30 protein-coding genes and 1 pseudogene are annotated in these 23246 nt (G+C 36.2%); 16 read left to right on the forward strand and 15 right to left on the reverse strand.

Annotated features, from left to right (window positions below):
- Window positions 1-13: 13 nt before the first annotated feature.
- Window positions 14-355, reverse strand: a complete 342-nt coding sequence (locus MUN88_RS15440) for a hypothetical protein (RefSeq protein WP_244716587.1) — start codon at window positions 353-355, stop codon at window positions 14-16.
- Window positions 356-511: 156 nt separating this feature from the next.
- On the opposite strand from MUN88_RS15440, the gene rpmG reads away from it, so the two are divergent.
- The 4 genes from rpmG (at window position 512) to MUN88_RS15455 (ending at window position 3170) form a co-directional block, all read left to right on the forward strand.
- Window positions 512-661 (forward strand): 50S ribosomal protein L33, encoded by a 150-nt coding sequence (rpmG, locus tag MUN88_RS15445; protein WP_018933855.1) that lies wholly within the window; start codon window positions 512-514, stop codon window positions 659-661.
- An 86-nt stretch (window positions 662-747) separates the two neighbouring features.
- Window positions 748-1356, forward strand: coding sequence for a 5-formyltetrahydrofolate cyclo-ligase (locus MUN88_RS15450; RefSeq protein WP_244716589.1), 609 nt, complete (start codon window positions 748-750; stop codon window positions 1354-1356).
- 17 nt (window positions 1357-1373) lie between these two features.
- Window positions 1374-1550 carry a protein YqgO gene (gene yqgO / locus MUN88_RS21970; protein ID WP_501993625.1) on the forward strand — a complete coding sequence of 59 codons (177 nt, stop codon included), beginning with the start codon at window positions 1374-1376 and terminating at the stop codon, window positions 1548-1550.
- 75 nt (window positions 1551-1625) lie between these two features.
- Window positions 1626-3170: a rhomboid family intramembrane serine protease gene (locus MUN88_RS15455; RefSeq protein ID WP_244716591.1), complete on the forward strand. Its 1545-nt coding sequence runs from the start codon at window positions 1626-1628 to the stop codon at window positions 3168-3170.
- 4 nt (window positions 3171-3174) lie between these two features.
- On the opposite strand, the gene MUN88_RS15460 is transcribed toward MUN88_RS15455, so the two are convergent.
- On the reverse strand, window positions 3175-4062 hold the full coding sequence (locus MUN88_RS15460; RefSeq protein WP_244716593.1) for a hypothetical protein: 888 nt from the start codon (window positions 4060-4062) through the stop codon (window positions 3175-3177).
- Window positions 4063-4169: 107 nt separating this feature from the next.
- Here MUN88_RS15460 and MUN88_RS15465 point away from each other — a divergent pair, with 107 nt between their 5' ends.
- The 5 genes and pseudogenes from MUN88_RS15465 to MUN88_RS15485 all read left to right on the forward strand — a co-directional run bounded on the left by MUN88_RS15465 (window position 4170) and on the right by MUN88_RS15485 (window position 10269).
- Window positions 4170-5624, forward strand: a complete 1455-nt coding sequence (locus MUN88_RS15465; RefSeq protein WP_244716595.1) for a spore germination protein — start codon at window positions 4170-4172, stop codon at window positions 5622-5624.
- Window positions 5625-5683: 59 nt separating this feature from the next.
- Window positions 5684-5875, forward strand: a complete 192-nt coding sequence (locus MUN88_RS15470; protein WP_244716597.1) for a YqgQ family protein — start codon at window positions 5684-5686, stop codon at window positions 5873-5875.
- A 14-nt stretch (window positions 5876-5889) separates the two neighbouring features.
- Entirely contained in the window at window positions 5890-6849 is a 960-nt protein-coding gene (locus MUN88_RS15475) for an ROK family glucokinase (protein ID WP_244716599.1), read from the forward strand.
- A gap of 149 nt (window positions 6850-6998) precedes the next feature.
- Window positions 6999-8894 carry an LTA synthase family protein gene (locus tag MUN88_RS15480; RefSeq protein WP_244716601.1) on the forward strand — a complete coding sequence of 632 codons (1896 nt, stop codon included), beginning with the start codon at window positions 6999-7001 and terminating at the stop codon, window positions 8892-8894.
- A 153-nt stretch (window positions 8895-9047) separates the two neighbouring features.
- Window positions 9048-10269: pseudogene (locus tag MUN88_RS15485) on the forward strand (ISL3 family transposase).
- A 540-nt stretch (window positions 10270-10809) separates the two neighbouring features.
- Here the strand turns inward: MUN88_RS15485 and MUN88_RS15490 are convergent.
- Window positions 10810-10989: a DUF2759 domain-containing protein gene (locus MUN88_RS15490; protein ID WP_244716603.1), complete on the reverse strand. Its 180-nt coding sequence runs from the start codon at window positions 10987-10989 to the stop codon at window positions 10810-10812.
- A gap of 147 nt (window positions 10990-11136) precedes the next feature.
- Here MUN88_RS15490 and MUN88_RS15495 point away from each other — a divergent pair, with 147 nt between their 5' ends.
- On the forward strand, window positions 11137-11766 hold the full coding sequence (locus MUN88_RS15495) for an MBL fold metallo-hydrolase (RefSeq protein WP_244716605.1): 630 nt from the start codon (window positions 11137-11139) through the stop codon (window positions 11764-11766).
- A 40-nt stretch (window positions 11767-11806) separates the two neighbouring features.
- Here MUN88_RS15495 and MUN88_RS15500 read toward each other — a convergent pair whose 3' ends face one another.
- From MUN88_RS15500 to comGA, 8 genes are all read right to left on the reverse strand, one after another.
- A complete protein-coding gene (locus MUN88_RS15500; protein WP_244716607.1) occupies window positions 11807-12049 on the reverse strand; it encodes a DUF2626 domain-containing protein in 243 nt (80 codons plus the stop codon).
- Between the two features lie 139 nt (window positions 12050-12188).
- Complete coding sequence (locus MUN88_RS15505) at window positions 12189-12539, reverse strand: hypothetical protein (protein WP_244724707.1); 351 nt, start codon at window positions 12537-12539, stop codon at window positions 12189-12191.
- Complete coding sequence (locus tag MUN88_RS15510) at window positions 12508-12957, reverse strand: ComGF family competence protein (RefSeq protein WP_244716609.1); 450 nt, start codon at window positions 12955-12957, stop codon at window positions 12508-12510. Before MUN88_RS15510 ends, MUN88_RS15505 begins: the two co-directional genes overlap by 32 nt.
- The gene (locus tag MUN88_RS15515; protein WP_244716611.1) at window positions 12908-13252 is read right to left on the reverse strand and encodes a type IV pilus modification PilV family protein; all 345 of its coding nucleotides are present in this window, start codon (window positions 13250-13252) and stop codon (window positions 12908-12910) included. The genes MUN88_RS15510 and MUN88_RS15515 overlap by 50 nt, the downstream gene beginning before the upstream one ends.
- Window positions 13236-13679: a competence type IV pilus minor pilin ComGD gene (gene comGD, locus MUN88_RS15520; protein ID WP_244716613.1), complete on the reverse strand. Its 444-nt coding sequence runs from the start codon at window positions 13677-13679 to the stop codon at window positions 13236-13238. Before comGD ends, MUN88_RS15515 begins: the two co-directional genes overlap by 17 nt.
- Window positions 13663-13983 (reverse strand): competence type IV pilus major pilin ComGC, encoded by a 321-nt coding sequence (gene comGC / locus MUN88_RS15525; protein WP_244716615.1) that lies wholly within the window; start codon window positions 13981-13983, stop codon window positions 13663-13665. The genes comGD and comGC overlap by 17 nt, the downstream gene beginning before the upstream one ends.
- A 16-nt stretch (window positions 13984-13999) precedes the next feature.
- A complete protein-coding gene (locus tag MUN88_RS15530; RefSeq protein ID WP_244716617.1) occupies window positions 14000-15043 on the reverse strand; it encodes a type II secretion system F family protein in 1044 nt (347 codons plus the stop codon).
- Entirely contained in the window at window positions 15015-16001 is a 987-nt protein-coding gene (comGA, locus tag MUN88_RS15535) for a competence type IV pilus ATPase ComGA (RefSeq protein ID WP_244716619.1), read from the reverse strand. Before comGA ends, MUN88_RS15530 begins: the two co-directional genes overlap by 29 nt.
- A gap of 109 nt (window positions 16002-16110) precedes the next feature.
- Here comGA and MUN88_RS15540 point away from each other — a divergent pair, with 109 nt between their 5' ends.
- Together MUN88_RS15540 and MUN88_RS15545 are read left to right on the forward strand one after the other, a co-directional pair.
- Window positions 16111-16608, forward strand: coding sequence for a shikimate kinase (locus tag MUN88_RS15540; RefSeq protein WP_244716621.1), 498 nt, complete (start codon window positions 16111-16113; stop codon window positions 16606-16608).
- A 54-nt stretch (window positions 16609-16662) separates the two neighbouring features.
- Complete coding sequence (locus tag MUN88_RS15545; protein WP_244716623.1) at window positions 16663-16845, forward strand: YqzE family protein; 183 nt, start codon at window positions 16663-16665, stop codon at window positions 16843-16845.
- A 227-nt stretch (window positions 16846-17072) separates the two neighbouring features.
- On the opposite strand, the gene MUN88_RS15550 is transcribed toward MUN88_RS15545, so the two are convergent.
- From MUN88_RS15550 to MUN88_RS15560, 3 genes are all read right to left on the reverse strand, one after another.
- The gene (locus tag MUN88_RS15550; RefSeq protein ID WP_244716625.1) at window positions 17073-17867 is read right to left on the reverse strand and encodes a YqhG family protein; all 795 of its coding nucleotides are present in this window, start codon (window positions 17865-17867) and stop codon (window positions 17073-17075) included.
- Window positions 17864-19510, reverse strand: coding sequence for a DEAD/DEAH box helicase (locus tag MUN88_RS15555; protein WP_244716627.1), 1647 nt, complete (start codon window positions 19508-19510; stop codon window positions 17864-17866). The genes MUN88_RS15550 and MUN88_RS15555 overlap by 4 nt, the downstream gene beginning before the upstream one ends.
- Before the next feature lie 183 nt (window positions 19511-19693).
- Window positions 19694-20080 carry a rhodanese-like domain-containing protein gene (locus MUN88_RS15560; protein ID WP_244716629.1) on the reverse strand — a complete coding sequence of 129 codons (387 nt, stop codon included), beginning with the start codon at window positions 20078-20080 and terminating at the stop codon, window positions 19694-19696.
- A 173-nt stretch (window positions 20081-20253) separates the two neighbouring features.
- Between MUN88_RS15560 and mntR the strand changes: the two genes are divergently transcribed.
- Together mntR and MUN88_RS15570 are read left to right on the forward strand one after the other, a co-directional pair.
- Window positions 20254-20667, forward strand: a complete 414-nt coding sequence (mntR, locus tag MUN88_RS15565) for a transcriptional regulator MntR (protein ID WP_244724566.1) — start codon at window positions 20254-20256, stop codon at window positions 20665-20667.
- A 68-nt stretch (window positions 20668-20735) separates the two neighbouring features.
- Entirely contained in the window at window positions 20736-21629 is an 894-nt protein-coding gene (locus MUN88_RS15570; protein WP_244716631.1) for a patatin-like phospholipase family protein, read from the forward strand.
- A 16-nt stretch (window positions 21630-21645) separates the two neighbouring features.
- Here MUN88_RS15570 and MUN88_RS15575 read toward each other — a convergent pair whose 3' ends face one another.
- Window positions 21646-22041 carry an SA1362 family protein gene (locus tag MUN88_RS15575; protein ID WP_244716633.1) on the reverse strand — a complete coding sequence of 132 codons (396 nt, stop codon included), beginning with the start codon at window positions 22039-22041 and terminating at the stop codon, window positions 21646-21648.
- A 217-nt stretch (window positions 22042-22258) separates the two neighbouring features.
- Between MUN88_RS15575 and MUN88_RS15580 the strand changes: the two genes are divergently transcribed.
- Window positions 22259-22747: a YqhR family membrane protein gene (locus MUN88_RS15580; RefSeq protein ID WP_244716635.1), complete on the forward strand. Its 489-nt coding sequence runs from the start codon at window positions 22259-22261 to the stop codon at window positions 22745-22747.
- Window positions 22748-22795: 48 nt separating this feature from the next.
- Window positions 22796-23239, forward strand: a complete 444-nt coding sequence (gene aroQ, locus MUN88_RS15585) for a type II 3-dehydroquinate dehydratase (RefSeq protein WP_244716637.1) — start codon at window positions 22796-22798, stop codon at window positions 23237-23239.
- Window positions 23240-23246: the final 7 nt, after the last annotated feature.

Raw genomic sequence — 23246 nt, forward strand, 5'->3', positions numbered from 1 at the left:
ATTATCCCTCTTTTTAAAATTGTTTAATCATTGTCATCACATCATATTCATTTAGTTGAACCTTTTCTGCAATATATGCTGTGTGATGGCCTTGTTGATGCAATTCCTTCACTTTTTGCATTACTGGTGTTTCGTTTTTAGAATAGGACATGGTTTGTTCGACTGTGACGTCATTAATTAAAAGTTCTTCTTCCAGAATACTTACTTTCTTTTTCAATTGATAAGTTTCCTGGAGGGTGGAGATAGAGAATTGCTCCAACTGATCTTCTAATTGTTTAAATTTATCCTGTGTAAAAAACGATAAAATCCATAGTATAATTGCTATAATGATAACTGCTCCAATTGCAAAATACATGCTTTTCCTCCTATTCCTTTCCATATCTAAATACAGTTATATCATAATTAACAGAACAATAAAACAGATACTTGAAATTCTTGTTTGTTTTTGCTATGATATTGTAGGTAATGATTCGATATGAATGATGTTATGATTTAGTTTGGAGGGAAAACCATGCGCGTTAACATTACTTTAGCTTGTACTGAAACAGGCGATCGTAACTATATTACGACTAAAAATAAACGTAAGCATCCTGAACGTTTAGAGCTGAAAAAATATAGCCCACGTTTAAAACGACACACGTTACACCGTGAAACAAAATAATGAACGGATAAAGCTCTTACCATCCATTGGTAAGGGTTTTTCTATTATGTACGGTCAATCAATTGAGATAAAGGGGGGGGGACAGGATGGAGGAGCTGAAAGCAAAACAAATGATTAGATCTGCAGTCTTTCATGCTTGGCGACAAATTAACAAGAGAAACGTGATAGAGAACCGTCTCCAAAAGCAGCTGTTTCAATCTTCAGAATGGCACCAATCCGATACGATTGCTATTACAATCTCCACTGCATTGGAATGGGATACCATAGAGATTATAAAAAAAGCTTGGAAGGAAGGTAAACGGGTAGCGATACCGAAGTGTTTTCCTCTAACGAAGGAAATGTGCTTTTATCAATACAATCCAGGCGATAAATTGCTTCCAATTTGGAAAGATATGCTGGAGCCAGTTGGTAATGCCAGATCACTAATAAAGAAATCAGAAATTGATTTAATTGTTGTTCCTGGCATTGCTTTCGATAAAGCTGGCTTCCGCATCGGATATGGAGGCGGATATTATGATCGATATTTACAAGGTTATCAAGGAATTTCAATGTCAATAGCTGCAGCTTTTCAATTATATTCATCGATTCCTACACAATCGCATGATGTACCCGTAGACATCATTATAACCGATTACTGCAAAGTCTATCAGCCAATACATAAAAAAGCGGCGAAAGGAAAAACTTCTTATATATAAGATAAGGAGTGATGGATATGAAAGTTGCAAAAATTCTCTTGTCATTCGCGACTCTGTTTTCCACTGTCTATTTTTTTCGCCATAATATAGCAAAGGGCTTAATAAATATTCCCTTCATACGAAGGTTCGGAGTGCGATCGGTTATGAAGATCCCATACTTCCGAAAAAAATTTATGCGTTCGATGTTTCAATAGTGAAAACACTCATTACTATTCCAATCATAAGGAAACATGATATGATTGGAATAGTAATAGGGTGGGTGAGTGAAAATGTATTTAAAAAACCAATTTGTTCGTCATCGATTAGTATTACATTTATTAGAGCATGAAGGATATGAAACGATTACTAAATCCTCTAATCGGGACGAAATTTTGTTATGGCGTAAAATGGATCGGACGACAAACATCGTTAGAATTGCATTAAAACAGTTTGATTGGGCTCGAGAGCTTGATCATTCTATCGAACAAATAGAGAGAAACTTTAGCAAAAACGTGCAGTTGCCATTGTTCCAGAAAGAAATCAATTTTCATCATGTTTGCATAGCAGATTATGTACCAGTAGATAGTTGGCAGCGACAAAAAGCTCCAAACATGAAAGCAATTGACCATACATATGTTTATATCTGGACGCCAGATCAAGATGAACAATTTGCCCGCTTTTTTAATAACGCAGGTATTGAGCAACCTTTAAGCTTTTCCATTCCGGAACAGCTTATGGAATTAGAGCAGCATACAAACTATTTAAAACAAAAAATTGATCAGATCGACTATCAAGCAAAAAAAGAAGTAGCTGACGTATTTAACAAGGCTAAACCAATTCTGTCCTACGTACTGATCGCAATTAATATTGCTGTTTTTGTACTGGTTGAGTTGATGGGAGGCTCCACTGATCCCGAAACATTAATAAAATTCGGCGCCAAATATAACCCGGCTATGATGGACGGTGAATGGTGGCGTATCTTATCGTCAATGTTTTTACATATTGGTGTTTTGCATATTGGTCTTAACATGATGGCCCTCTACTTTGTAGGAACCTTGGTGGAACGGATTTTTGGCAATTATCGTTTTCTTATCATCTATTTTTTAGCGGGTATCAGTGGAGGAATAGCTAGTTTCGCCTTTAATGCAAATGTGGCAGCAGGAGCTTCAGGTGCTTTGTTTGGTCTATTTGGAGCACTGTTATTATTTGGGTTAAAGAATCCTAAGATTTTCTTTAAAACTATTGGAATGAATGTTATTTTTCTAGTCATATTGAATATCATTTTTGGACTTTCTATTCAACAAGTAGACAATGGTGCTCACTTAGGCGGATTAATCGGTGGCTTCCTCGCAGCTGGAGTGGTTCAGCTGCCAAGCATGAAAAAGAACTGGAAGCAAAGTTTGTTTTTTTGCGCGTATTTGGTATACAGTGTTGGTTTATTGTTTTATGGTATCCAAAATGATCAGGTTCAATATAATGAAACAGTGCAGTTGCAGCATATTCAGCAATTAATAGAAGAAGAACGATATCAGCAAGTAACAGAGTCTGCGTCAAAATCTTTACCATATGCGGAGTATTATCAAGCAGAACTTTTGTTTTATCGATCTTTTGCCAATATCCAACTAGCGGAATATGATCAAGCGGAACAGGATTTAGAAGTAGCCGTTGATAAGAAGCCGGATTTCAAAGAAGCACTTTATAATTTGGCATTGATATACCAACAGGAAGAAAAGATGGAGGAAGCTCTGAAAATCTCCGAAAAACTAATAGAACTTGATCAAGATAATACGACTTATCAGACGTTATATCAGGAATTAACAAAAACGACGAATTAATGCCTTACTCGTCGTTTTTATTTTTATCTGTAATGGATAATTTTTGATACAGTTGTTCAAGTTGGTAATTTTCATTTTCAAATAATACGATTAAGTGATCATGATTTTTATCGATTAATATAATTGGCATCGTCTGGTTTTTTGTATTGGATTGATTGGAAATAGGTAAGATGTAATTTCTATACAACCCTTCCCATAATTGTCCCATGATACGATCCGTTTGTTCCTGAGTCAAGCCCTCCATAGGTGTATTCTCAAATTTACTGATTGAGGTTAAAGGATAAGCGGTGTAATGATTTATATCCAAATTTGACTCATTAATCCATTGTTTCCAGGCGAATTGTAATTGTTGAGTTGTGGTATGATCAATGGTTTCTTTCCACTCCTCTTGCATCGATGAATTCGGTTCTCGAAAAGATTCTAATGCAGTATAAGGTGAGTCAATTACATAAAGCTGATCCACAGTCATTCGTTGAATGCTTTTAATTTCATCATTGGGATAATGAATTTCACCATGATGAAAGCTGATTGCCTGGAAATGACTACTGTCACTTTCTTCAAAAAGTACTTCTAATGCAATATCCTTTTCATTTTCCTTCCACAGTCCTTTCATTCCCTTTAACTGCCCGTCCATATAAAGTAATGATACATCCTGTCTTAAATAGATTTCGTTATCCAAAGTGCTGCTAGCTGTCCACTTTATTCGATATTGATCATTACCGGTTTCATCTAAGAGTTGTAAATTAGTCTTGGCATCAACAAATGACGTATCCGTATCCAGTGGGAAATATTTAATCGTCTCTTCCGCAGAGTGTTTAGATAACAGTAACAACAACATACTTAGCATCATTAATATACATATAATAATATGTAATTTTCTTGATTTAATCATGAGTCATCCCTCTTTTGGTTAAATTCAACTTGTCCACCTTTCTTCCTGCATGAAACGATTGAAATGGAACAGACTATCCATTAATGGGATGATGAAGGAGGAATCGCATGGAACAAGAGAAACGTTTGTATCATAATTATGAGAAGAATGTCCAATATATACATGATTATTTGGCAGTAGATAAAAGCTTTGACCTTATACATTTAGATGTCAAGTATGCTGGAAAGAAAATGGCATTGTTTTTTATTGATGGTTTAATAAAAGATGAAATGCTTCATTATTTGATGCGTTTTCTCGCTGAGTTAGAAGAAGGTGATCTTGAACCAGAAACACTGCAAAAATTAATCAAGCGCTATATTCCCTATGTAGAGATTGATGTAGAAAAAGATATAAATAATGCAGCTGATTTTGTATTGGCAGGTCCTACAGCTTTAGTAGTAGAAGGACTTGATCATGTGATAATGATCGACGCAAGAACGTATCCTGTCAGAGGACCGGAAGAACCAGATTTGGAAAGAGTGGTGAGAGGCTCTCGTGATGGATTTGTGGAAACCATTATTTTTAATACGGCGTTAACAAGACGAAAGGTCAGAGACAGGTCACTGAGAATGGAATACATGTCCATTGGTCGCAGGTCAAAAACCGATATCTGTATTTGTTATTTGGAAGATATTGCAGATCCGAGGAGAGTAGAGACACTCAAAAATCACTTAGATAGTATTGATACCGATGGATTACCGATGGCAGAAAAGACGATTGAGGAATATTTGAGTGGAAAAACATGGAATCCTTATCCGACCATCCGTTATACCGAAAGACCCGATACTGCCTCTGAACATCTGTATGAAGGACACATCTTAGTGATTATCGATGGTTCACCAAGTGTCATGATTACACCAGCGACATTCTGGCATCACTTACAGCATGCAGAAGAGTATCGACAAAAACCATTTATCGGCGTCTATCTACGTATGGTTCGTTTTCTAGCGGTATTTGTGTCCTTATTTCTGCTGCCGTTTTATTTCCTATTGTCAACGGAGCCAGAATTATTGCCAGATGCAATAGCGTTCATTGGACCAAAAGAAGTTGGCTTAATTCCATTAATCGTTCAATTCCTGTTGGCTGAAGTTGGAATTGATGTATTGAGGATGGCAGCTATTCATACGCCATCGTCCCTGGCAACCGCTCTTGGACTTGTATCAGCTATTATCATCGGGCAAATTGCCGTGGAAGTAGGCTGGTTTTCTAATGAAGTAGTGTTGTATTTGGCAGCAGTTGTGATGGGTACTTTTGCCACACCAAGCTATGAATTAAGCCTGGCAAATCGAGTTACGCGGATTATACTGTTACTTGCTACAGCTATATTTGGTGTAAAAGGGTTTATTATATCCATAACAGTCTACATTTTGTATTTAACCAATTTAAAGACTTTTTACATCGGCTATTTTTGGCCATTCATGCCATTTGAACCGAAAGCTTTATTAAATGTTATCGTGCGACAGCCTATTCCATACGATCATCAGCGTCCATCTTTCTTAAACCCGAAAGATCCAGATAGATAAAAATAGTTTTTTATTTCCTTTTAGTATTCACTTTGATATAATGTTTTAGGTGATATCGAATGCAGAGTGTTTATGATATACGAAAACTATTATTGAAATTTGGAACGATCATCTATTTAGGTGATCGTTTAGCTGATTTAGAAATGATGGAAACAGAATTAGATGAACTTTTCCAAGTGAATATCATCACAAAAGAAGAATATTTAGAAGCTAAGCTGATACTCAGAAAAGAGAGAGAAAAAACTAAATAAAAGGGTGGAATACAATGGAGAAAGATTTGATGATTGGAATTGATATTGGTGGAACAACTGTAAAGCATGCAATCATTACGAGTAATGGGGAAATGGTTTCAAGTTGGGAAATTCCTACAAACCTGCAAAACGCAGGAATCAGTATTCCAACTGAAATTTGGGCTTCCATTGATTTAAAACTTAAAGAGTTAGACATTACTAAACAACAAATTTTAGGTATAGGAGTAGGTGCTCCAGGTTTCATTGAACCAGAAACGGGTATAGTTGCAATAGCAGTAAACATCGGTTGGAAGGATTTTCGCCTGAAAGACTTACTGGAAGATCTGTCCGGATTACCTGTTTTAGTAGATAATGATGCAAATATTGCTGCATTGGGTGAAAATTGGCAAGGTTCTGGTGATCAAGTTGACAACATGCTGGCTGTTACACTAGGTACTGGTGTCGGCGGGGGCATAATTGCAAATGGTCACATTCTAAGTGGAGCAAATGGTACAGGTGCAGAGATTGGCCATATGATCGTAGAACCTGACGGAGCACCGTGTAATTGCGGCCGTAATGGCTGTCTCGAAACTGTAACATCTGCTACAGGAATCGTAAGACAAGCAGAAGAGCTGATGGATGAAGGGAAAGCTGTCAAGCTGCAACAACGAAAGGCTAGATTGTCCAGTATCACAACGAAAGAAATATTCGAATGTGCTAGTGAAGGGGATCCAGATTGTCAGGCATTACTGCAGTATGTCTTCGATGTACTTGGTTTTTCACTAGCGAATGTAGCTGCAACTGTGAATCCTGCTAAAATATTAATTGGTGGTGGTGTATCAAAAGCAGGAGATGCTTTGTTGAAACCTGTAAAAGCTGCATTTGAGAAATATGCACTTGCTAGAGCAAATGAGGCTTGCACATTCGGAATTGCAGAACTAGGAAATAATGCAGGCGTGTACGGTGGTGCATACCTTGTGTTACAAAACAATTAAAAAAATGCATCTGACGTGAAATTCGTAAATTAATTGTAACTTTTTTTAAGATTTATGAAACTTTTATGTGATATCTTTCGTCTATAATAAATAGATATAGAAAAATAGAGATAGAGATTCAGGGTAATCATTTTGAGGAGGATATAGAAATGAATATGAAAAAGCTGCACATGCCATTATATATAATCGCAGCCTTATTATTTGGTCTAAAAACGTATATCATTTATCGATTTATATTCGATATAACACTTGAGAACACAATGCAGGAATTCATTTTAATAATCAACCCGTTTGTTACGGCGTTTTTTATTTTTGTTCTTAGTATATTTTTCAATGAGAGAAGACAATTAAAATACATTAAGTATGCTATGTTACTAGGGTCATTGATTCTGTTTTTCAATATTGTATTTTTCCGGAACTTCTCAGATTTTATAACAATTCCATTATTATTTCAGGGAAGCAATGCTGCTGACTTAGGAAGCAGTGTATTAGGTTTAATCGAAGGATGGGACATTGCCTTATTCCTGGATGTCGCTATCGTATGGATATTAGCGAGAAAATATGGTACAACATTAACATCATCATTCTCTAAACGGTATAAGCGACTAGCGATTGTTTTGTCTTTACTAATGATGGCGGGTAATTTTACTTTAGCTGAAATTGAGCGTCCTCAGCTGTTTCAACGTACGTTTGACCGAGAATATTTAGTGAAGAACATTGGTATTTTTAACTACCATATTTATGATGCAATCTTGCATTCAAAGTCCAAAGCACAGCGTGTTTTTGCAGATGGAAATGAGTTAACGGAAATCTCTGATTATATGAAAGAAGAAACAACTACTTCAGGTAGTGAAGAAATGGAAGGTATTGCAAAAGGTAAGAACGTTATTTTTGTCTCTTTGGAATCCTTGCAAAGTTTCGTGATTAACAACAAGATGAATGGCGAAGAAGTAACACCTTTCTTAAATGATTTAATTGGAGACAGTTATTATTTTGAAAACTTCTACCATCAGACAGAGCAAGGGAAAACGTCTGATTCAGAGTTTATTGTTGAAAATTCACTTTACCCATCACCAAGAGGGGCAGTTTATTTCACACATTCATCTAATGATTTTCATTCTTTACCAGAAATTATTGGTAACAATGGATACTATTCAACAGTATTTCATTCGAATAATAAAAGCTTTTGGAACCGAGATGTAATGTATGACAACCTTGGATACGATCATTTTTATTCTGAAACAGCTTTTGAAGTAACAGAAGAAAATTCAGTGGGCTGGGGCCTAAAAGACAAACCTTTCTTTAAACAGTCGATGAAATATTTACAACAACTGAACCAAAAGGAACAACCTTTCTATGCTAAATTTATTACGTTAACAAACCACTATCCATTTGAACTAAGCGAAGAGGATGCTACTATCGATCCATATGATTCTAACTCAAATACGTTGAATCATTACTTCCAGACAGTTCGTTATATGGATGAAGCAGTAGAAGAATTTTTCAATCATCTGAAGGAAACAGGTGTATATGAAGATTCAATCATCATTTTAATGGGGGATCACTATGGTATTAGTGATTTTCATAAGAAAGCAATGAGTCAATATCTAGATAAGGAATATACAGATTTTCAGCACGTACAGTTACAACGAGTACCGTTTATTGTCCATATTCCAGGTGAAGAAGGCAAAACATTTTCGAAGGTTGCTGGTCAAATCGATGTAAAACCAACTATTCTTAACCTATTAGGAATTGATGATAGTAATGACCTGTCATTCGGTACTGATTTATTCAGCGACGATCGTAAAGATTACGTAGCATTACGTGATGGTAGCTTTATTACGGATGATTATGTCTATACCAAAGATCAATGCTATAACAAGGATACTGGTGAATTAATAGAAGGTAACATCGAATCCAGTGACGACGAAGAAGCCAGTGCGTGTGGACCATATATGGAACAAGTAAATAAGGAACTTAATTATTCAGACCAAATTGTGTTTGGGGATCTATTCCGCTTTTATGACTTTGGTGATGAAGAATAAACAATAAAAAAAGGATGAACATAGCGTTCATCCTTTTTTGTGGCTCTATTATATATGTTGGGGTTTGAAAAAATTAAGCATAATAAAACACGCAAGCTCCTATATCCTTTACACTTGAATGGACTAGAAACAAACCAAAGGGATAGGAGATGCGTGTACATGCAGTTTAACATGAATTTACCAGGATTAGAAAGTGTTATTGTTACTAAGATGGAGGAGTTGGAGGGGGACTTTTACTTACATATAAAGTTGCCTGTTAAGAAACACCGTTGTCCTGCTTGTGGGGAAAGAACAAGCCACGTCCATGACTATAGAATACAAAAGGTACAACACTTAAAGCTCTTTGAACGAACATCTTATCTGTTTTATAGGAAGCGAAGATACGTTTGTACTTGTGGAAAGAGGTTTCCTGAGAAAAACCAAGTTGTAGGGCGATATCAAAGACATTCAAAGGAATGGAATCAAGCCCTAGGGCTTCGTGTTATCCAGGGGAAAAACTTTAAAGATACTGCTGGTCAGTTCAGAACTTCTCAAACAACAGCTATTCGTCGATTTGATCAACTAGCAGCTACTAGTTTAAAAGAAGTGGACACGTTACCACCAGTAATAGCTATCGATGAATATAAAGGGGATACAACAGAAGGTAAATACCAAGTAATCATCGCAAATGGAGAAACAGGTGTCCCGCTTGATATATTACCGAATCGCTCTGTACGTACGATTAAAAAGTACTTAGCCAAAAAAGGATCTCAAGTAAAGATGGTTGTCATGGATATGAGCTATAGCTTTAAGTCAGCAGTTCAAAAGGCTTTGGGGAACCCCATCATCATTGCAGATCGCTTCCACTTTTGTCGGTATATTTATTGGGCTTTAGAACGAGTGAGAAGACGTGTTCAAAAAGAATTCCATGATTACGACCGCAAAAAGTGCAAGCGTATGAAACACATTTTTTATAAACGATATGAAGAACTGAGTAGTAAGCAACACTGGTATTTAGACAGATATTTAGGCTTGTCGGAGGATTTACGACAGGCCTATGGTTTAAAGGAAGCATTCCGCTCCTGGTTTGAAGGAGCGAAAAAGGTTGGAACAAAAGATTTAGGTGAAGTAAAACAAGGACTGTATAACTATTACAAACAGGTAGAAAAAGCAGGACTAGATGAGTTCATCAAAGCCGCTGGTACACTCAAGAACTGGCAAGCAGAAGTTTTAAATAGTTTTTGCCTTTGACTACAACACTGGATTTGTGGAGGGCCTAAATAACCAAACAAAGGTTATTAAACGTAATGCATTTGGCTTTAAACGATACGATCGATTAAGGTTACGTGTATTACTGCATCATCAATTTAAAAACCTAGATTTTCAAGTTGGTTAAGGGATAGGAGCAAAGATTCCTACCCCAACATTTGACGCAGAACCTTTTTTGTATGCAAAGAAAGCACATAATCACAGTCATTAGGGAGAATTTCAGTAGTGCATCGCGCTCAAGCTTGAAAAGAATTCTTATAAAATGGATTATGTAAAATGGTACTGAATAACACTGTGGTAATTTTGATATGTGTACAGTGGTTAGTAAAGCTCCTGAAATTCGCTCCGCGTCCTGTGGGTGTGGGGCGCGAATTCAGCTAGGCTACTACTTGCAATGCTTCCCTGCTGCTCCTAGCTTCACAGCACATGAATCATTTCAAAATTACCGCTAAGCAGTTAGTTGACATAATCCATATTATACGTAGCATTCTTTATATACACTAAAGTTAGTAAGGGGTTGGCGGATTTGGCAAGTAATATGTTGCTGATGCTCAGCCCGAATGATATGAAGTGATTTTTTAATAAAAAAGAACAAGCTAGACTATTGTCGAACTTGTTCTTTTATGTAGGTGCATTCATAAGAAAGTAAATTGCTTAAGAATGCGTTTTAATTTTGAAATAATGGATGAATCAATTCCCAATATAATGTTGCAATGGAAAAGAATCCAAATACCAGTGTGGCAAGACCCGCAAATGCGACACCGAACATATTTTGCTTTTTCAATTCACGAAAAACTGCTAAAGCACAAAGGATTGTAACTACTAAAATAATAAATCCTAATTCCATTTTTTCCCCTCCTTACATCCAGTCCATCATTTTCATTCTACAACTGTTAACGTTATAATATGTATTAATAGATAATTCATACTTATTTTAAAACATAAAATGGATTTTGTCTATTAAAAGATGGGTAAGAGAAAGGATGTAATCGTAATGAATGTTGAACAGATGCCACTAGGCCCACTATCTACTAATTGCTATTTGGTTGTACAGGACAAAGAAGTAGTGATCATCGATCCATCTGGAGATGCCGAGCAAATCATCAATCAAATTGAGCAATTAGCAGTCGCTCCTGTAGCAATTTTGCTGACGCATGCACATTTTGATCATATTGGGGCATTGGATGTCGTGAGAGATCATTATCATGTGCCCGTTTACTTACATACAGCTGAAAAGGATTGGTTAGAAGATCCTGAGTTGAACGGTTCATCATTGTTTGGGATGGGGGAAATTATTGCTAAAGCTGCTGATCATTTGATAAATAACGGGGATGCGGAACTGCAAATTGGAAGCTTTTCGATTGAAGTTTGTCATACACCTGGACATTCACCAGGTGGCGTTGCGTATATATTTCACCATAATCGTCTTGTCTTTGGTGGAGATAGCTTGTTTGCTGGTGGTATCGGAAGGACCGATTTAATGGGCGGCAGTTTTGAACAGCTGGAACAAAGTATTAAAGAGAAGTTTTATCGTCTGCCTGATGACTATATTGTGTATCCTGGACACGGACCAGAGACGACGATTAAACTAGAAAAGGAATCTAATCCATTTGTACAAGGATAGCCAAAACGCTCTGATCGATTGTGATCAGAGCGTTTCCATTTTAATGTCCAAATCCAGGAACAAGAATAAAGTTGGTGTAGAATGTAAATCCAATAAAGAAAATGGTACAATAAGCTCCAAATAAATACATATACATTCTTTCGGATAATTTTAAATATCCAACACCTAGAAAGAATATTGTTTGTGCTAAAAATAAGTATGCCATCGTCATCATGTCTCCAACATAAAACATGACGGTAAATATAGCTGTCCAGAAGGCTAGCATGCGGAATACTCGATCCATTGTTCCCCCTCCTTTATTAATCAATATGTATCATGACTATTATAAACGACTCTTACCTAAATGTAAATTATTCTGGTAAAAAGAGCTAAATAATTGCTTACTCTTCATTATTTTTTCATAAAACCATCAATAATATGCATTAATCCGCTAAATTTGTTTTTATAAGACGATAGCCGCCATTCTTTGACTGAAGTTCAAAGCTGTAGATCGTGGTATTTTCGATCTTCTCAGCTGTAATTATTACAGTACCATCTGGAAATGAATAATGGATAGGAGGTGTCTGCGTCTCTTGAAGTAATTGTTGATAGCTTTTTTGATATAGCATTTCAAGCGTGAACTGCTGTTCATGAATTTGATGAAGGGCGACTAAATTCCTGTTCAGCATGATGAGATGAGTTGTAAATAGTAATAAAAGGACAATGACAATAGACGTTAAAGGAAACATAACTCCTTGCTGGTTACAGACCTTTTTTAAATAAATATTTTTCAAACGCTTCACCACTTTGTGTTTTAATTCGAATGACAATATCAAATTTACGATCGATTATTTCAAAATCTGAAATATCTCGTACTATTTCTTCTTGCCCTTTGCTATCTACCTGTCTGCGGATTTTGTAATTGTGATAAGAAATCGTTACTCTCTCTCCTGTGGTTTGAATAAAATAGAGCTGGTTGTGTTGAACTGATATGGATTCTGCTGTCTCAGCTTCCAATTCAATCAGATGATGAAAATGATAAACCTGTGGCAGACTGTCATTTTCATTTTGGTGCCATAAGATCAGAATTTGACCAAGCCAAATTAACATCATACTCAAGCAGATAGTTGAAAACATGACTTCGAATATCAGGTAGCCTTTTTCATTTTTGCTTACCATATAAGCATGTGGTTGTTTTTTGTTGTTTAACATTCGCCCACGATACACATCCTTCGAGTAAATCATTCGTTTGCTTCCAACTTATAGTTAGAGGAGAGCTGATGACATTGTCATACGTTTTATCAGAGGGAACGTCGGGTTGCATTATTGCTTCATGCATTTGATTCATAAGAAAATAAATTGCTTTATCTTCCTCATAAATTCGCTTTTTTTCTAGCAGTAATTGGTACTGAATTGGGAGAAGTGTGACACAAACGATGGAGAATAACAGAAAAGATAGCAAGGTTTCTATTATATAGAAACCTGCTTGCTTATTCTTTTTGTACATAACAACGCCCCTTTCCGAACGGACATTTAAACAAATATAAACGATACTGTGTTCTTATTTTCATGGTTCCAGGTCTTTTTAAATTGCCGTTATGGGAGAATTCGATTGGTTGTATAAGGGTGTTTGTGTCAATTTCCCAATCCTTACTATATACACGCTCCAGGACTTTCGTGCCCAATCCCCTTTTTCGAATCGTATATCGATGCAGGGATGTATCGATTTGTAAATAATAAGTTTCTTCTCGAGATAATGCTAATTGTTGCAAATAAAGTAGGTCACGATTAAATTGTTTTATAAATTGTTTGTATTGAACTGTATCATGTAATCTTAACCATGCACTGCCACTTATAAGGAGCAGTAGTGAGGTGATCGTTAATGCAATGAGAAGTTCAGGTAATGTAAATGCCAGATCATTCTTCTTCATCATTTTTATTACTGATCGTTAACTCGCCGGTTGTATTTTTGGTAATTTCTTTCTTACCGTTTGCGCATTCTGTAGTTTCCAGGTAATCATTATCGACCAGACTTTGGAGTGTTGCGGGTTCTTCGCCTTCTTCTAATTCATAACTGGCGAGTTGGTTTTCAGTCATTTGCAGTAAAGCGTCACAGCCTTTATTATTAATCGTTTGGCTTTTATCAGCTAAGTTTGGAATAAAGAGCAGCATTAAAATACTGATGACCGCCAATACAATAAGCATTTCAATAAGAGTAAAACCTTTTTGATTTTTCAATTTGATCTTCTCCTTTTTACATGGTTTGAATATAATCAAACATCGGCAACATAAGGGACAGATAGACGAAAACGATAAACAGAGCTAGAATACTTAATAATAATGGTTGTAAGAAACTAAGCCAGCTCTTAATGAATCGTTCCATAGCTGCAATTAAGTGTTCTGCATATAATGAGAATTCTTTTTGTAATTGATCTTGATTTCTTTCTTTGGTCATGATGCGATCTAACTGTGGTTCTAATAACTTACAATGAGGTAATATGGTTGAATATTGATAGCCATTTGCTAAGTGACTACTTATATGGGTAGCATAGTAATGAACGATATCTTCTTTCTGATTGTGTTTAATTATTTCTAAACATTCCTTCATTGTCAATCCACTCTTTAACAAGCTTGATAAGTGGGTAATTAGCAGGTAAGTCGTCTGCATTCGTTTGTATCGAAAGTAGATAGGGATTTTTTGGATTACTGCTATTTTTGTTTCTAAAGTGATGGAACGTTGGAAAGAGAAACGGAACAAAAATAGAAGCAAAAGGATCACTGAAAGAGTAATAATTCCATAGTAAATGATATTAATGACTGCTATTGCTTGTTGAAACACACCATTTTGGGAAGTTTGCAAAAGTTGTAATAAGGCTGGGAAAATGGAGGTTTTTAACAAGTGCAATAGGATAAAAAAGAAAATAAACAGAAAGAGGGGATATCTGGTTAAAGATCGCAGTTTTTTAGTGAAATTCATCCGTTGTTGTAAAAGATTGCAGCACTGAGTTAATCCGTCTGCTAAATTACCATGTTCAATTGCTGTTTCAAGAAATCGGACAATGTCATCATGAAAATGAGCACGGGATAATGCCGTAACAAAAGATTGTCCTAGCTCTAGCTGACGCTTAATAGTTCGTGCTGGCTGAACCATTTGTTTCTCCCATAGCAGAACATCAAGGGCATCATTTAGCATGTAGCCGTGTCTAAACAACAATTCTAAGCGATGCAGTAATTGATATTGGATCTGCAGTGACAGTGTTTCATGTCGCTTAAATGGAAGCAAGATATCCAAATGCATATGCTTTTCTCCTCAATTGTTCAAAACAGCTCGGATTTGTAAACGATTGATCATGCAGGATTTTTATAATATGTTGTTTTTCTAAAATATCTAAAATAGCTGCTCGTTGTTGTGCGAATTTACGTATGTGTAAGGTAACTAATTGAATAGAGGCAACTGCTTGCAGATTTTGTTCAATATCTACTGAGCTGATACCCATTTCCAATAACCGGTGGATCGTACCTTGCGCATGATTTGCGTGAAGCGTAGACAAAACTAAGTGACCGGTGTTGGCAGCATGAAAGGCAAATTTAGCTGTTTGTGCATCTCTGATTTCACCTATCATTAATATATCAGGGTCATGTCTCAGAGCTGCTTTCAGTCCCGCATCATAATTGATACCAGCTTTTTCGTTTACTTGTACTTGAACGATATTGTCTAATGGTTTTTCGATTGGATCTTCGAGCGTAATGATCTGTTTGTGCGAATTTTTGGCAAAAGCTTGCAGTAATGCATAAAGTGTCGTAGATTTACCGGAGCCTGTTGCACCTGTCAGAAGAATGAGTCCTGTTTTCATGGTTAACCAGGTTTCGACAGTTTGAAATTGATGATGGAAGAGAAATAAGCGTTGCAGGTCCTGTATATCTTGTTGAGGCAGGATACGGATCGCAAAACTTTCATTGTGTCGAACGGGTAATGTAGAAAAACGTAAAGAGTATGACTTTGTCCGGAAGGCATATGACAGTGCACCTTGTTGTGGAGAACGATTTTCACCAATGTCCATTTGACCTGCGAATTTGTAGTAGGCTAACACTAATGCGTACTGTTCTTTGGTAATGGAGGAGTGATAAATACGTGACCCGTTACAACGGAAAAAGATCTGAATATCTTGTTGACGAGGAATAAAGTGGATATCAGAAGCATGCGCCTCAATTGCTGCTTGAAGTATGTGGTTGGAAATTGCTGAGGCTTTGTTCAACTAATCATTCACCTCCTATTTTTATCATGGTACAATATTTATATTCGGCATCTATTCGCAAAATCCTGCAAAAAATACAATTTTTTTAAAAAGGGGGAAAAGGTAAAAGATGAAGAGCATTTATTTAGTTGGCTTTATGGGGAGTGGTAAAACAAGTATCGCGGAATGTTTGCATAAGGCATTAGGATGGGGACTTCAAGATACTGATCAGATGATTGTCGATTATTATCAAATGAGCATTCCTACCATTTTTGAACAAAAAGGGGAAGCTGTATTCCGTAAATACGAAGCGAACATGTTACATAACACAACTGCTGAAAATACGATCGTTGCAACAGGCGGTGGAATTATTGAGAATGAGGAAAACCGTCAATGGTTAATAAATCAAGGCAATATTATTTTTCTTCAAACATCCTGGGAAGAGATCGAGCGCAGATTACAGCATGACAGCTCCCGACCGATTTGGAATAATCAGTCACGTGATAAACAAAAACTTCTGGAAGATCGTACACCAAAATACTTAGAGGTTGCAAGTCATGTTATCCAAACAGATAATAAGACAGAAGAAATGATCGCATCTGAAATAATATCAAATATACATGCATAAAAAAAAGGTGGTCGGAAAAAATAACAGTAAATGATTAAAAAGGTGTGAGTAATATTGTCCAGTAACGATTATGTAAAGTATATGACTCAACGTATCGTTAAGTATATGGATACACCAAAGAATGAACGAAAGAAACAGAAGGCGGACAACAAGCCTGCAGCTGCTCATTCCAGCAAATGGTTTGGTGTGTTACCTTTCGCATTTCGTTTACTCATCCAAAAACGCAAAGATTCCTAAGGCATCCTGTATGAAGGCTGCGTCCATGATATTGGACAGCAGCCTTTTCATTGTCAGCAAAAAAATCTGTAAGAACGCAACGAAAGCATTGAATAGTTAAAAAAGTAATAAGTTTCTTAAAATACAGATTATGTCTAGCTTAGTGCTCATTTTGAAATGTTGTTAGTGCAAGGATATCGCTCCAGCCAACCACTTCGCGTCCTGTGGGACCGCGAACCTCTTTTTGCTTAATGATTGATCACTTGTTTACTTGTCTGTTCTGTTAAGTAGAAGAGTCCTGCATTAATTACTTCTAAATTAATTCTAGGTTCTAAACGATCAGTAAGTCTCTCTCTTTCCTTCTCTAGTAATTCTACATTGTCCTTCTGCTGATAGAAGTACTCCAATAAGTCAAGTTCTTCCTGTAACGTTTCTTTCGCTTCTTCAACCCAACTGAAATCCTCGATGAATAAATGATTCTCTACATACTGATAAGCACGTCTGAAGCCGCTGACTGGTTTAATAATAGGGGAGATCGTATAACTATAATCAGTCATTTGCCGGCTGAAAGAAAGTTGGTCAAAACGTTCCATCATGTTTGTCTGAATGACGCCGTTTATTAAATGAACACCAACTGAATATATGGCATCTCGTTTTTGTTTTCCGCAGTAATGAATCATCACATTAACGATCAGCCATGGCATCAGTGATGTCTTAGTCTGACCATTCGTTTCTTCATACAATATAGTAAATTTCGCATTTTGCTGGATGTGCTGAAAAATCTGATGGAGACGTGGACTGCCATAGTGAATCCATTCCTTTTGGTTATCCTTCTTTTCTAGACTTGTATCCAGATGAATGGACATAGGGTCTCCTTCACGGCCTAATTTATCCATATAATGCCAGTAAAAAGGCCGGTTCATCAATACTTGATCTAACTCCCGTGTTAATTTCACTTCCATCTCTGTAGTATTTTCTTGTATTACTTGACAATCATGTAATTCGAAGTATTCTGTTAAAAATGAATGTAGGTTGGAAATCATATTTGATTCTCCTTCAACTGATCGTCTTGCTGATAAGATTGGATTACAGATGTTAAATTATTTAATTTAATTCTTGATTCACCGATAGAATGAGATTGTTCAAATATTTGCTCTACTTCTTTTTCTAAATTATTCACATTTAAATCTGTTAAAATTTGTTCCAGGTGTCCTATTACGTTTTCAAATAGATGTATTTTATCATATAACAACTTCATGACATGCTCTTCAACAGTGTTCTCTAATGCGAAATTGTAAATCTTCACATCATTTTGCTGACCGAAGCGGTGTATTCGACCGATACGTTGTTCTAAGCGCATCGGATTCCAAGGTAAATCATAGTTGACAAGATGATGACAAAATTGCAAGTTAATCCCTTCACCCGCAGCTTCTGTCGCAATCATTACTTGTGCATGATTTTGAAATAGTTGGCGCATCCAGTCTTTTTTCCCTTTCTTAAAGCCGCCCCGATAGATAACAGAGGGAATTTGTTCCTGCTGCAATAGCCATTGTAAATAAATTTGTGTAGCGCGATATTCTGTAAACACAATAAATTTCTCATTAGATTGTTTGATTAATTCTATTAATTTTAATGCTTTTGCATGGTGAGGGAGTTGTTCAATAACTGATAGTATATCTTGAACATCCGTTTGTTCTGATTGCTCCATCCACTTTTTAATAGAAAGATAACAAGCTTCTCTTGAACTGCAAAATTCGCGAACATAGGTAATGGATGATATTGCTCGGTTTTGTTTGAAGTACTGATCGATTTGCTGATATGCATCCAATTCCTGCTCTGTAAAAGGAACCCAAATCGTTTCAATTTCACGCTTTGTCCACTCAATCCCGGTATCACCCCGACGGTTTCGTACCATCACTTTACTGATAAGTTGTTTTAGATAAGGGTCTTCATCCATTGTTTTATTTTGTTCTCGATATCGTTGCAGAAAATCTTCATATGTTCCAAGGTACCCAGGACGCAGTAACGTTATTAAGTTGAATATATCCGTTAATTTATTTTGAACTGGTGTAGCAGTTAAAAACAGACAATATTTTTTAGATAATTGTTGTACGAAATCAAAATTTTTTGTTTTATGGTTTTTTAATTTGTGTGCTTCATCTACAATAACAAAATCATAGTCTTGTTCTAAGATTGCCTGGCGATGACGAGCAGATTTGGCTGTATCTAAAGTTGTGATCAGAATATTAGTATTTTGCCAGTCCACACGTTTACCTGATGGAATTGCAGGTATTAGAAATTTTTGATTTAATTCTAATGCCCATTGGTTAACAAGAGAAGCGGGGACGAGGATTAGTATTTTTTGAGCCAGACCTCGCAGCATATACTCTTTTAAAATTAATCCCGCTTCAATTGTTTTGCCAAGCCCTACTTCATCTGCTAACAGAGCTCTTCCATTCATATCCTGAATAACTTTTTCTGCACTTTTCATTTGATGAGGCAAAAATTTAACATGTGGAAGAAAATTAGGTGCTACTAGTTCTTTGAAACTAGGGATTTGTAGTGTTTGAGCTACTTGATAAGATTTTTTGAATAACTGCCAATCAGCCATTTGCGAAGGATTTGCTGCAGCATCCTCGAATGTTTGTATAAATGTTTCATCTCTATTAATCGGGATATTGATCATATGGCATACTCCATCCTATCATGAATACAATTTGTTATGTTATTGTAATCAAATTTAAGGAGTTTATACATATTCTAAGCAGACAAATAACAGTTTTACTAAATCAATTCACACTTCCAAATGTTTTTTATTCAACTGAAAAAAACGAGTGGCAGTTGTTCCACTCGTTTTGTCTTGATTATTCTATTTTTTTGTTTTCTTAATTTTACCTGTCCACTTTTTGTAGCCACCTTGCAGTTGGTACAAATCTTTGTAGCCTTGTTTATCCAGGATTAATGCAGCTCGCATCGATCGTGATCCGGATTGACAGTAAAGATAAACTGGTTTATCTTTTCGAAGTTCTGTCAATCTTTGTTTCAGCTGGGTTAACGGTATGTTCCGGGCTCCAAGAATATGACCACCATCGAATTCTTTCGGTTCACGAACATCGATCAGCTGTGCTTTACGGTATCCTTCGCGAAAATCATTTTCGGAAAGCGCCTTTAAAATTCTTTTTTGTTTAAAGTATCGATACACGCTAAACAGAATAAAGGCAGCTAGGATAGCTAGTAAGATGTATAATTGTGTCATTTGTAATCCCCCATTGCTTTCTAATAAATCCTCTAAAAAGGATTATACCATTTAATATGCTGAAATAAAGCAAAAAATATTGAATTTGATATTTTAAGCAGGATGGCTTGTTTCATGTACCATTCTATTGTATGCTTTTATTTACATTATTAATTAAGGATGGGGGATTTATGATGCCTACACCTACTATGGAAGATTACATAGAACAAATATATATTTTAATGGAAACAAAAGGATATGCTCGTGTATCTGCGATTGCTGAAGCTTTACAAGTTCAGCCTTCTTCTGTTACGAAGATGGTTCAGAAGCTTGATAAAGATGATTATTTAAATTATGAGAAATATCAAGGTTTGATACTAACACCAAAAGGTAAGAAGGTTGGGGAAAGATTGGTTTACCGCCATGAATTATTGGAGAAATTCCTGCAAATCATTGGCGTGAATGAAGAAAATATCTATACAGATGTAGAAGGTATTGAGCACCATTTAAGCTGGAACTCTATAGATCGTATCGGGAGTCTTGTTCAATTTTTAGAAGATCCAGAAAGACTGGAGCAACTGAAAAACTTTCAAATGAATAAAGAATAGCCGTTTGGTTCTATCTGCTGGTTTTGATGTATATATATATTCTGAAACCATTCAGATAGGGTGATAGAATGAAAATAGATGGAGTTTTCTCTGGTGGTGGTGTCAAGGCTTTTGCGTTTATCGGTGCATTGCAAGCCTTAGAAGAACATAATATCCAGTTTGAACGTGTCGCTGGTACATCGGCAGGTGCGTTGTTCGCGACTTTTATAGCGGCTGGGTATTCCGCGGAAGAACTGCAAGAATTGTTCTTGGATTTACCATTAGAGAATTTTCTTGATCAGTCGAAGTTCGGTGCTGCATTTCCGATTATTAAATGGATAACGCTTTACCGGACAATGGGCTTGTATAGAGGAAACTATTTTCAATATTGGCTTGAAGAAAAGCTTCAAGAAAAAGGTGTAAAAACATTTTTCGATTTACCTACAGGAAAGCTGAAGATTGTATCTGCGGACTTAACCTTGAATCAGGTTGTTATTTTTCCGGATGATCTAGCTAAATATTATCACATTGATTCCACTTATTATACCGTTGCTAAAGCAGTACGAAGCAGTATTTCCATTCCATATTTTTTTCGCCCCTTTAAGCTAAATAATCCCCAAACAAAACGTAAAAGCTATATTGTAGACGGGATGATCTTGAGTAATTTTCCTTTGTGGTTATTTGACAGAGGGAAGCATACGAGAGTACGTCCGATTGTTGGTATGCAGTTATCAGATCCGAGGCAGAAGCAGCCGAAACATAAAATTAATAATTCGCTCGATATGTTGTTTGCCATGATGAATACAATGCGGAATGCTTATGATACACGTTATATAGCGGAGAATGTTGCGAAAGATATTATCTTTTTTCCGATTGAAGACATCAGTGCGACCGATTTTCAACTTTCACGTGACGATAAACTAAAATTAATTGAAATTGGCTACCAACGTACGAACAAATTTCTGAGAAAATGGTCAAAATAAAAAAGAACAGAGCGGTTTATAACGACGCTCTGTTCTTTTTATTTTTCTGTTTATTACCTTCAATGACGCGTAAATGTGTTGCAGATCGATTTGATGATTTCAGTGGGCGGATGGCTTTTTTGGTAGAAAAATTTGGTTTTAATGCTGACGATTTCGTTTTGAAGTTGCTTTGTTGTGTTTTGTATCTTTGCTTGGATTGTTTGACTGCTTTTCGGTATTTTTTTAGTTCGTCCGTTGAACGTTTTCTCATTAAGAAGAAATAAACTAATCCAAAAATAGCTGCACCTATTAATAAAGAGATTAGTAGTGAAGAAAGTAATCCAACTGTGTCATTGATTAATGCTGTTGCGAAACCCACTACGGCTAATCCTATTAAGACATAGACGAGACTAGAACCTATTTTTCGATTCAATTGTGATTCCTCCTTTAGTTCAAGTTTTTCGAAAAAAATGTTCTTTCTATAGTTATACCCGTTTTGAATTGGTTTTTATACAAAATATTTGAAATTGATGTTTACAAAGAGTTGTTAGTTCTATTGTATAAAAAAAAGAGTAAAATAACTAGGTCGTTTTTTACCAAAAGCATGAAATAGTGGAAATTGGTTAGCCTAATGCTGAGGTGATAAAAAGATGCGACGATTAAATACAGATGATGACAAAAAACAGAAAGTATCCTTACTGCCAAAAACAATTAGCATCGGTTTTTTTGGGGGGTTAATCTGGAGCACAGTAGCTGCTTTTGCAGGATTCTTTCACTTTACAACCATTACACCTAAAAGCTTTATACTACGTTCATGGCTGCAAAATTCCTGGTCTGATCAGTGGACGGGGGAATTAGTGTCCATTTTAGTGATCAGTTTGTTGTCGATTGGATTTGCGTGCTTATATTATCTTATGTTAAAAAAGTTTAATGGGATTCTGCCAGGTATCATTACTGGTATAGCTCTGTGGTTTGTTGTTTTTTGGCTGATGAAGCCGCTCTTTTCTAATATTCCAGCTTTCTTTGAACTAGATAGCGATACAATCGTTACAACTATGTGTTTGTTTATCTTATATAGTGTATTTATTGGATATTCGATTTCTTTTGCCTATCAGCAGCATTATGGTGAAAATAATTAATCAATTGTGTTACTATGGTAAAGAAAGCATGTTCAATGGGGTGAGTCGATGGGGAAGATATTATTGTTAAATGGTCCCAACCTTAACCGGTTAGGAAAGAGAGAACCTGAAGTTTATGGTCACGAAACATTGAAGGATGTTGAAGAACAGGTAAGACAACTCGTTGAAACGAAGCACTTTCATCTAGATGCGAAACAATCTAATCATGAAGGAGAATTAATCGATTGGATCCATGCAGCAGAAGGAGAATATGCTGGCATTATTTTTAATCCAGGTGCATATACACATACCAGCATCGCTATCAGAGACGCGATCAGTTCTGTTACTGTACCCGTTATTGAAGTACATATTTCCAATGTACATAAAAGGGAATCATTTAGACATATATCTATGTTAGCACCAGTCTGTGCTGGCCAGATCGTTGGATTAGGAACAACAGGATACCAATTAGCAGCAACCTATCTGTTAGAAGAAAAAGAACAAAAGGGGTGAATAGCGC

The organism is Gracilibacillus caseinilyticus (assembly GCF_022919115.1).
GTDB classification, from domain to species: Bacteria; Bacillota; Bacilli; order Bacillales; family Amphibacillaceae; genus Gracilibacillus; species Gracilibacillus caseinilyticus.

Excerpts from the sequence above, each read along its gene's own strand:
- MUN88_RS15510 (WP_244716609.1), bottom strand. The coding sequence starts at position 12,957 with ATGTTAAACAACAAAAAACAACCACATGCTTATATGGTAAGCAAAAAT.
- MUN88_RS15540 (WP_244716621.1), top strand. The coding sequence starts at position 16,111 with ATGAAGAGCATTTATTTAGTTGGCTTTATGGGGAGTGGTAAAACAAGT.
- MUN88_RS15465 (WP_244716595.1), top strand. The coding sequence starts at position 4,170 with ATGGAACAAGAGAAACGTTTGTATCATAATTATGAGAAGAATGTCCAA.
- MUN88_RS15550 (WP_244716625.1), bottom strand. The coding sequence starts at position 17,867 with ATGATTTCCAACCTACATTCATTTTTAACAGAATACTTCGAATTACAT.
- MUN88_RS15555 (WP_244716627.1), bottom strand. The coding sequence starts at position 19,510 with ATGATCAATATCCCGATTAATAGAGATGAAACATTTATACAAACATTC.
- MUN88_RS15580 (WP_244716635.1), top strand. The coding sequence starts at position 22,259 with ATGCGACGATTAAATACAGATGATGACAAAAAACAGAAAGTATCCTTA.
- MUN88_RS15560 (WP_244716629.1), bottom strand. The coding sequence starts at position 20,080 with ATGACACAATTATACATCTTACTAGCTATCCTAGCTGCCTTTATTCTG.
- MUN88_RS15455 (WP_244716591.1), top strand. The coding sequence starts at position 1,626 with ATGTATTTAAAAAACCAATTTGTTCGTCATCGATTAGTATTACATTTA.
- aroQ (WP_244716637.1), top strand. The coding sequence starts at position 22,796 with ATGGGGAAGATATTATTGTTAAATGGTCCCAACCTTAACCGGTTAGGA.
- MUN88_RS15500 (WP_244716607.1), bottom strand. The coding sequence starts at position 12,049 with ATGGATCGAGTATTCCGCATGCTAGCCTTCTGGACAGCTATATTTACC.
- mntR (WP_244724566.1), top strand. The coding sequence starts at position 20,254 with ATGCCTACACCTACTATGGAAGATTACATAGAACAAATATATATTTTA.
- MUN88_RS15490 (WP_244716603.1), bottom strand. The coding sequence starts at position 10,989 with ATGGAATTAGGATTTATTATTTTAGTAGTTACAATCCTTTGTGCTTTA.
- MUN88_RS15480 (WP_244716601.1), top strand. The coding sequence starts at position 6,999 with ATGAATATGAAAAAGCTGCACATGCCATTATATATAATCGCAGCCTTA.
- MUN88_RS15450 (WP_244716589.1), top strand. The coding sequence starts at position 748 with ATGGAGGAGCTGAAAGCAAAACAAATGATTAGATCTGCAGTCTTTCAT.
- yqgO (WP_501993625.1), top strand. The coding sequence starts at position 1,374 with ATGAAAGTTGCAAAAATTCTCTTGTCATTCGCGACTCTGTTTTCCACT.
- MUN88_RS15460 (WP_244716593.1), bottom strand. The coding sequence starts at position 4,062 with ATGATTAAATCAAGAAAATTACATATTATTATATGTATATTAATGATG.
- MUN88_RS15440 (WP_244716587.1), bottom strand. The coding sequence starts at position 355 with ATGTATTTTGCAATTGGAGCAGTTATCATTATAGCAATTATACTATGG.
- MUN88_RS15530 (WP_244716617.1), bottom strand. The coding sequence starts at position 15,043 with ATGCATTTGGATATCTTGCTTCCATTTAAGCGACATGAAACACTGTCA.
- MUN88_RS15470 (WP_244716597.1), top strand. The coding sequence starts at position 5,684 with ATGCAGAGTGTTTATGATATACGAAAACTATTATTGAAATTTGGAACG.
- comGD (WP_244716613.1), bottom strand. The coding sequence starts at position 13,679 with ATGATGAAGAAGAATGATCTGGCATTTACATTACCTGAACTTCTCATT.
- MUN88_RS15475 (WP_244716599.1), top strand. The coding sequence starts at position 5,890 with ATGGAGAAAGATTTGATGATTGGAATTGATATTGGTGGAACAACTGTA.
- MUN88_RS15570 (WP_244716631.1), top strand. The coding sequence starts at position 20,736 with ATGAAAATAGATGGAGTTTTCTCTGGTGGTGGTGTCAAGGCTTTTGCG.
- MUN88_RS15515 (WP_244716611.1), bottom strand. The coding sequence starts at position 13,252 with ATGTACAAAAAGAATAAGCAAGCAGGTTTCTATATAATAGAAACCTTG.
- rpmG (WP_018933855.1), top strand. The coding sequence starts at position 512 with ATGCGCGTTAACATTACTTTAGCTTGTACTGAAACAGGCGATCGTAAC.
- MUN88_RS15495 (WP_244716605.1), top strand. The coding sequence starts at position 11,137 with ATGAATGTTGAACAGATGCCACTAGGCCCACTATCTACTAATTGCTAT.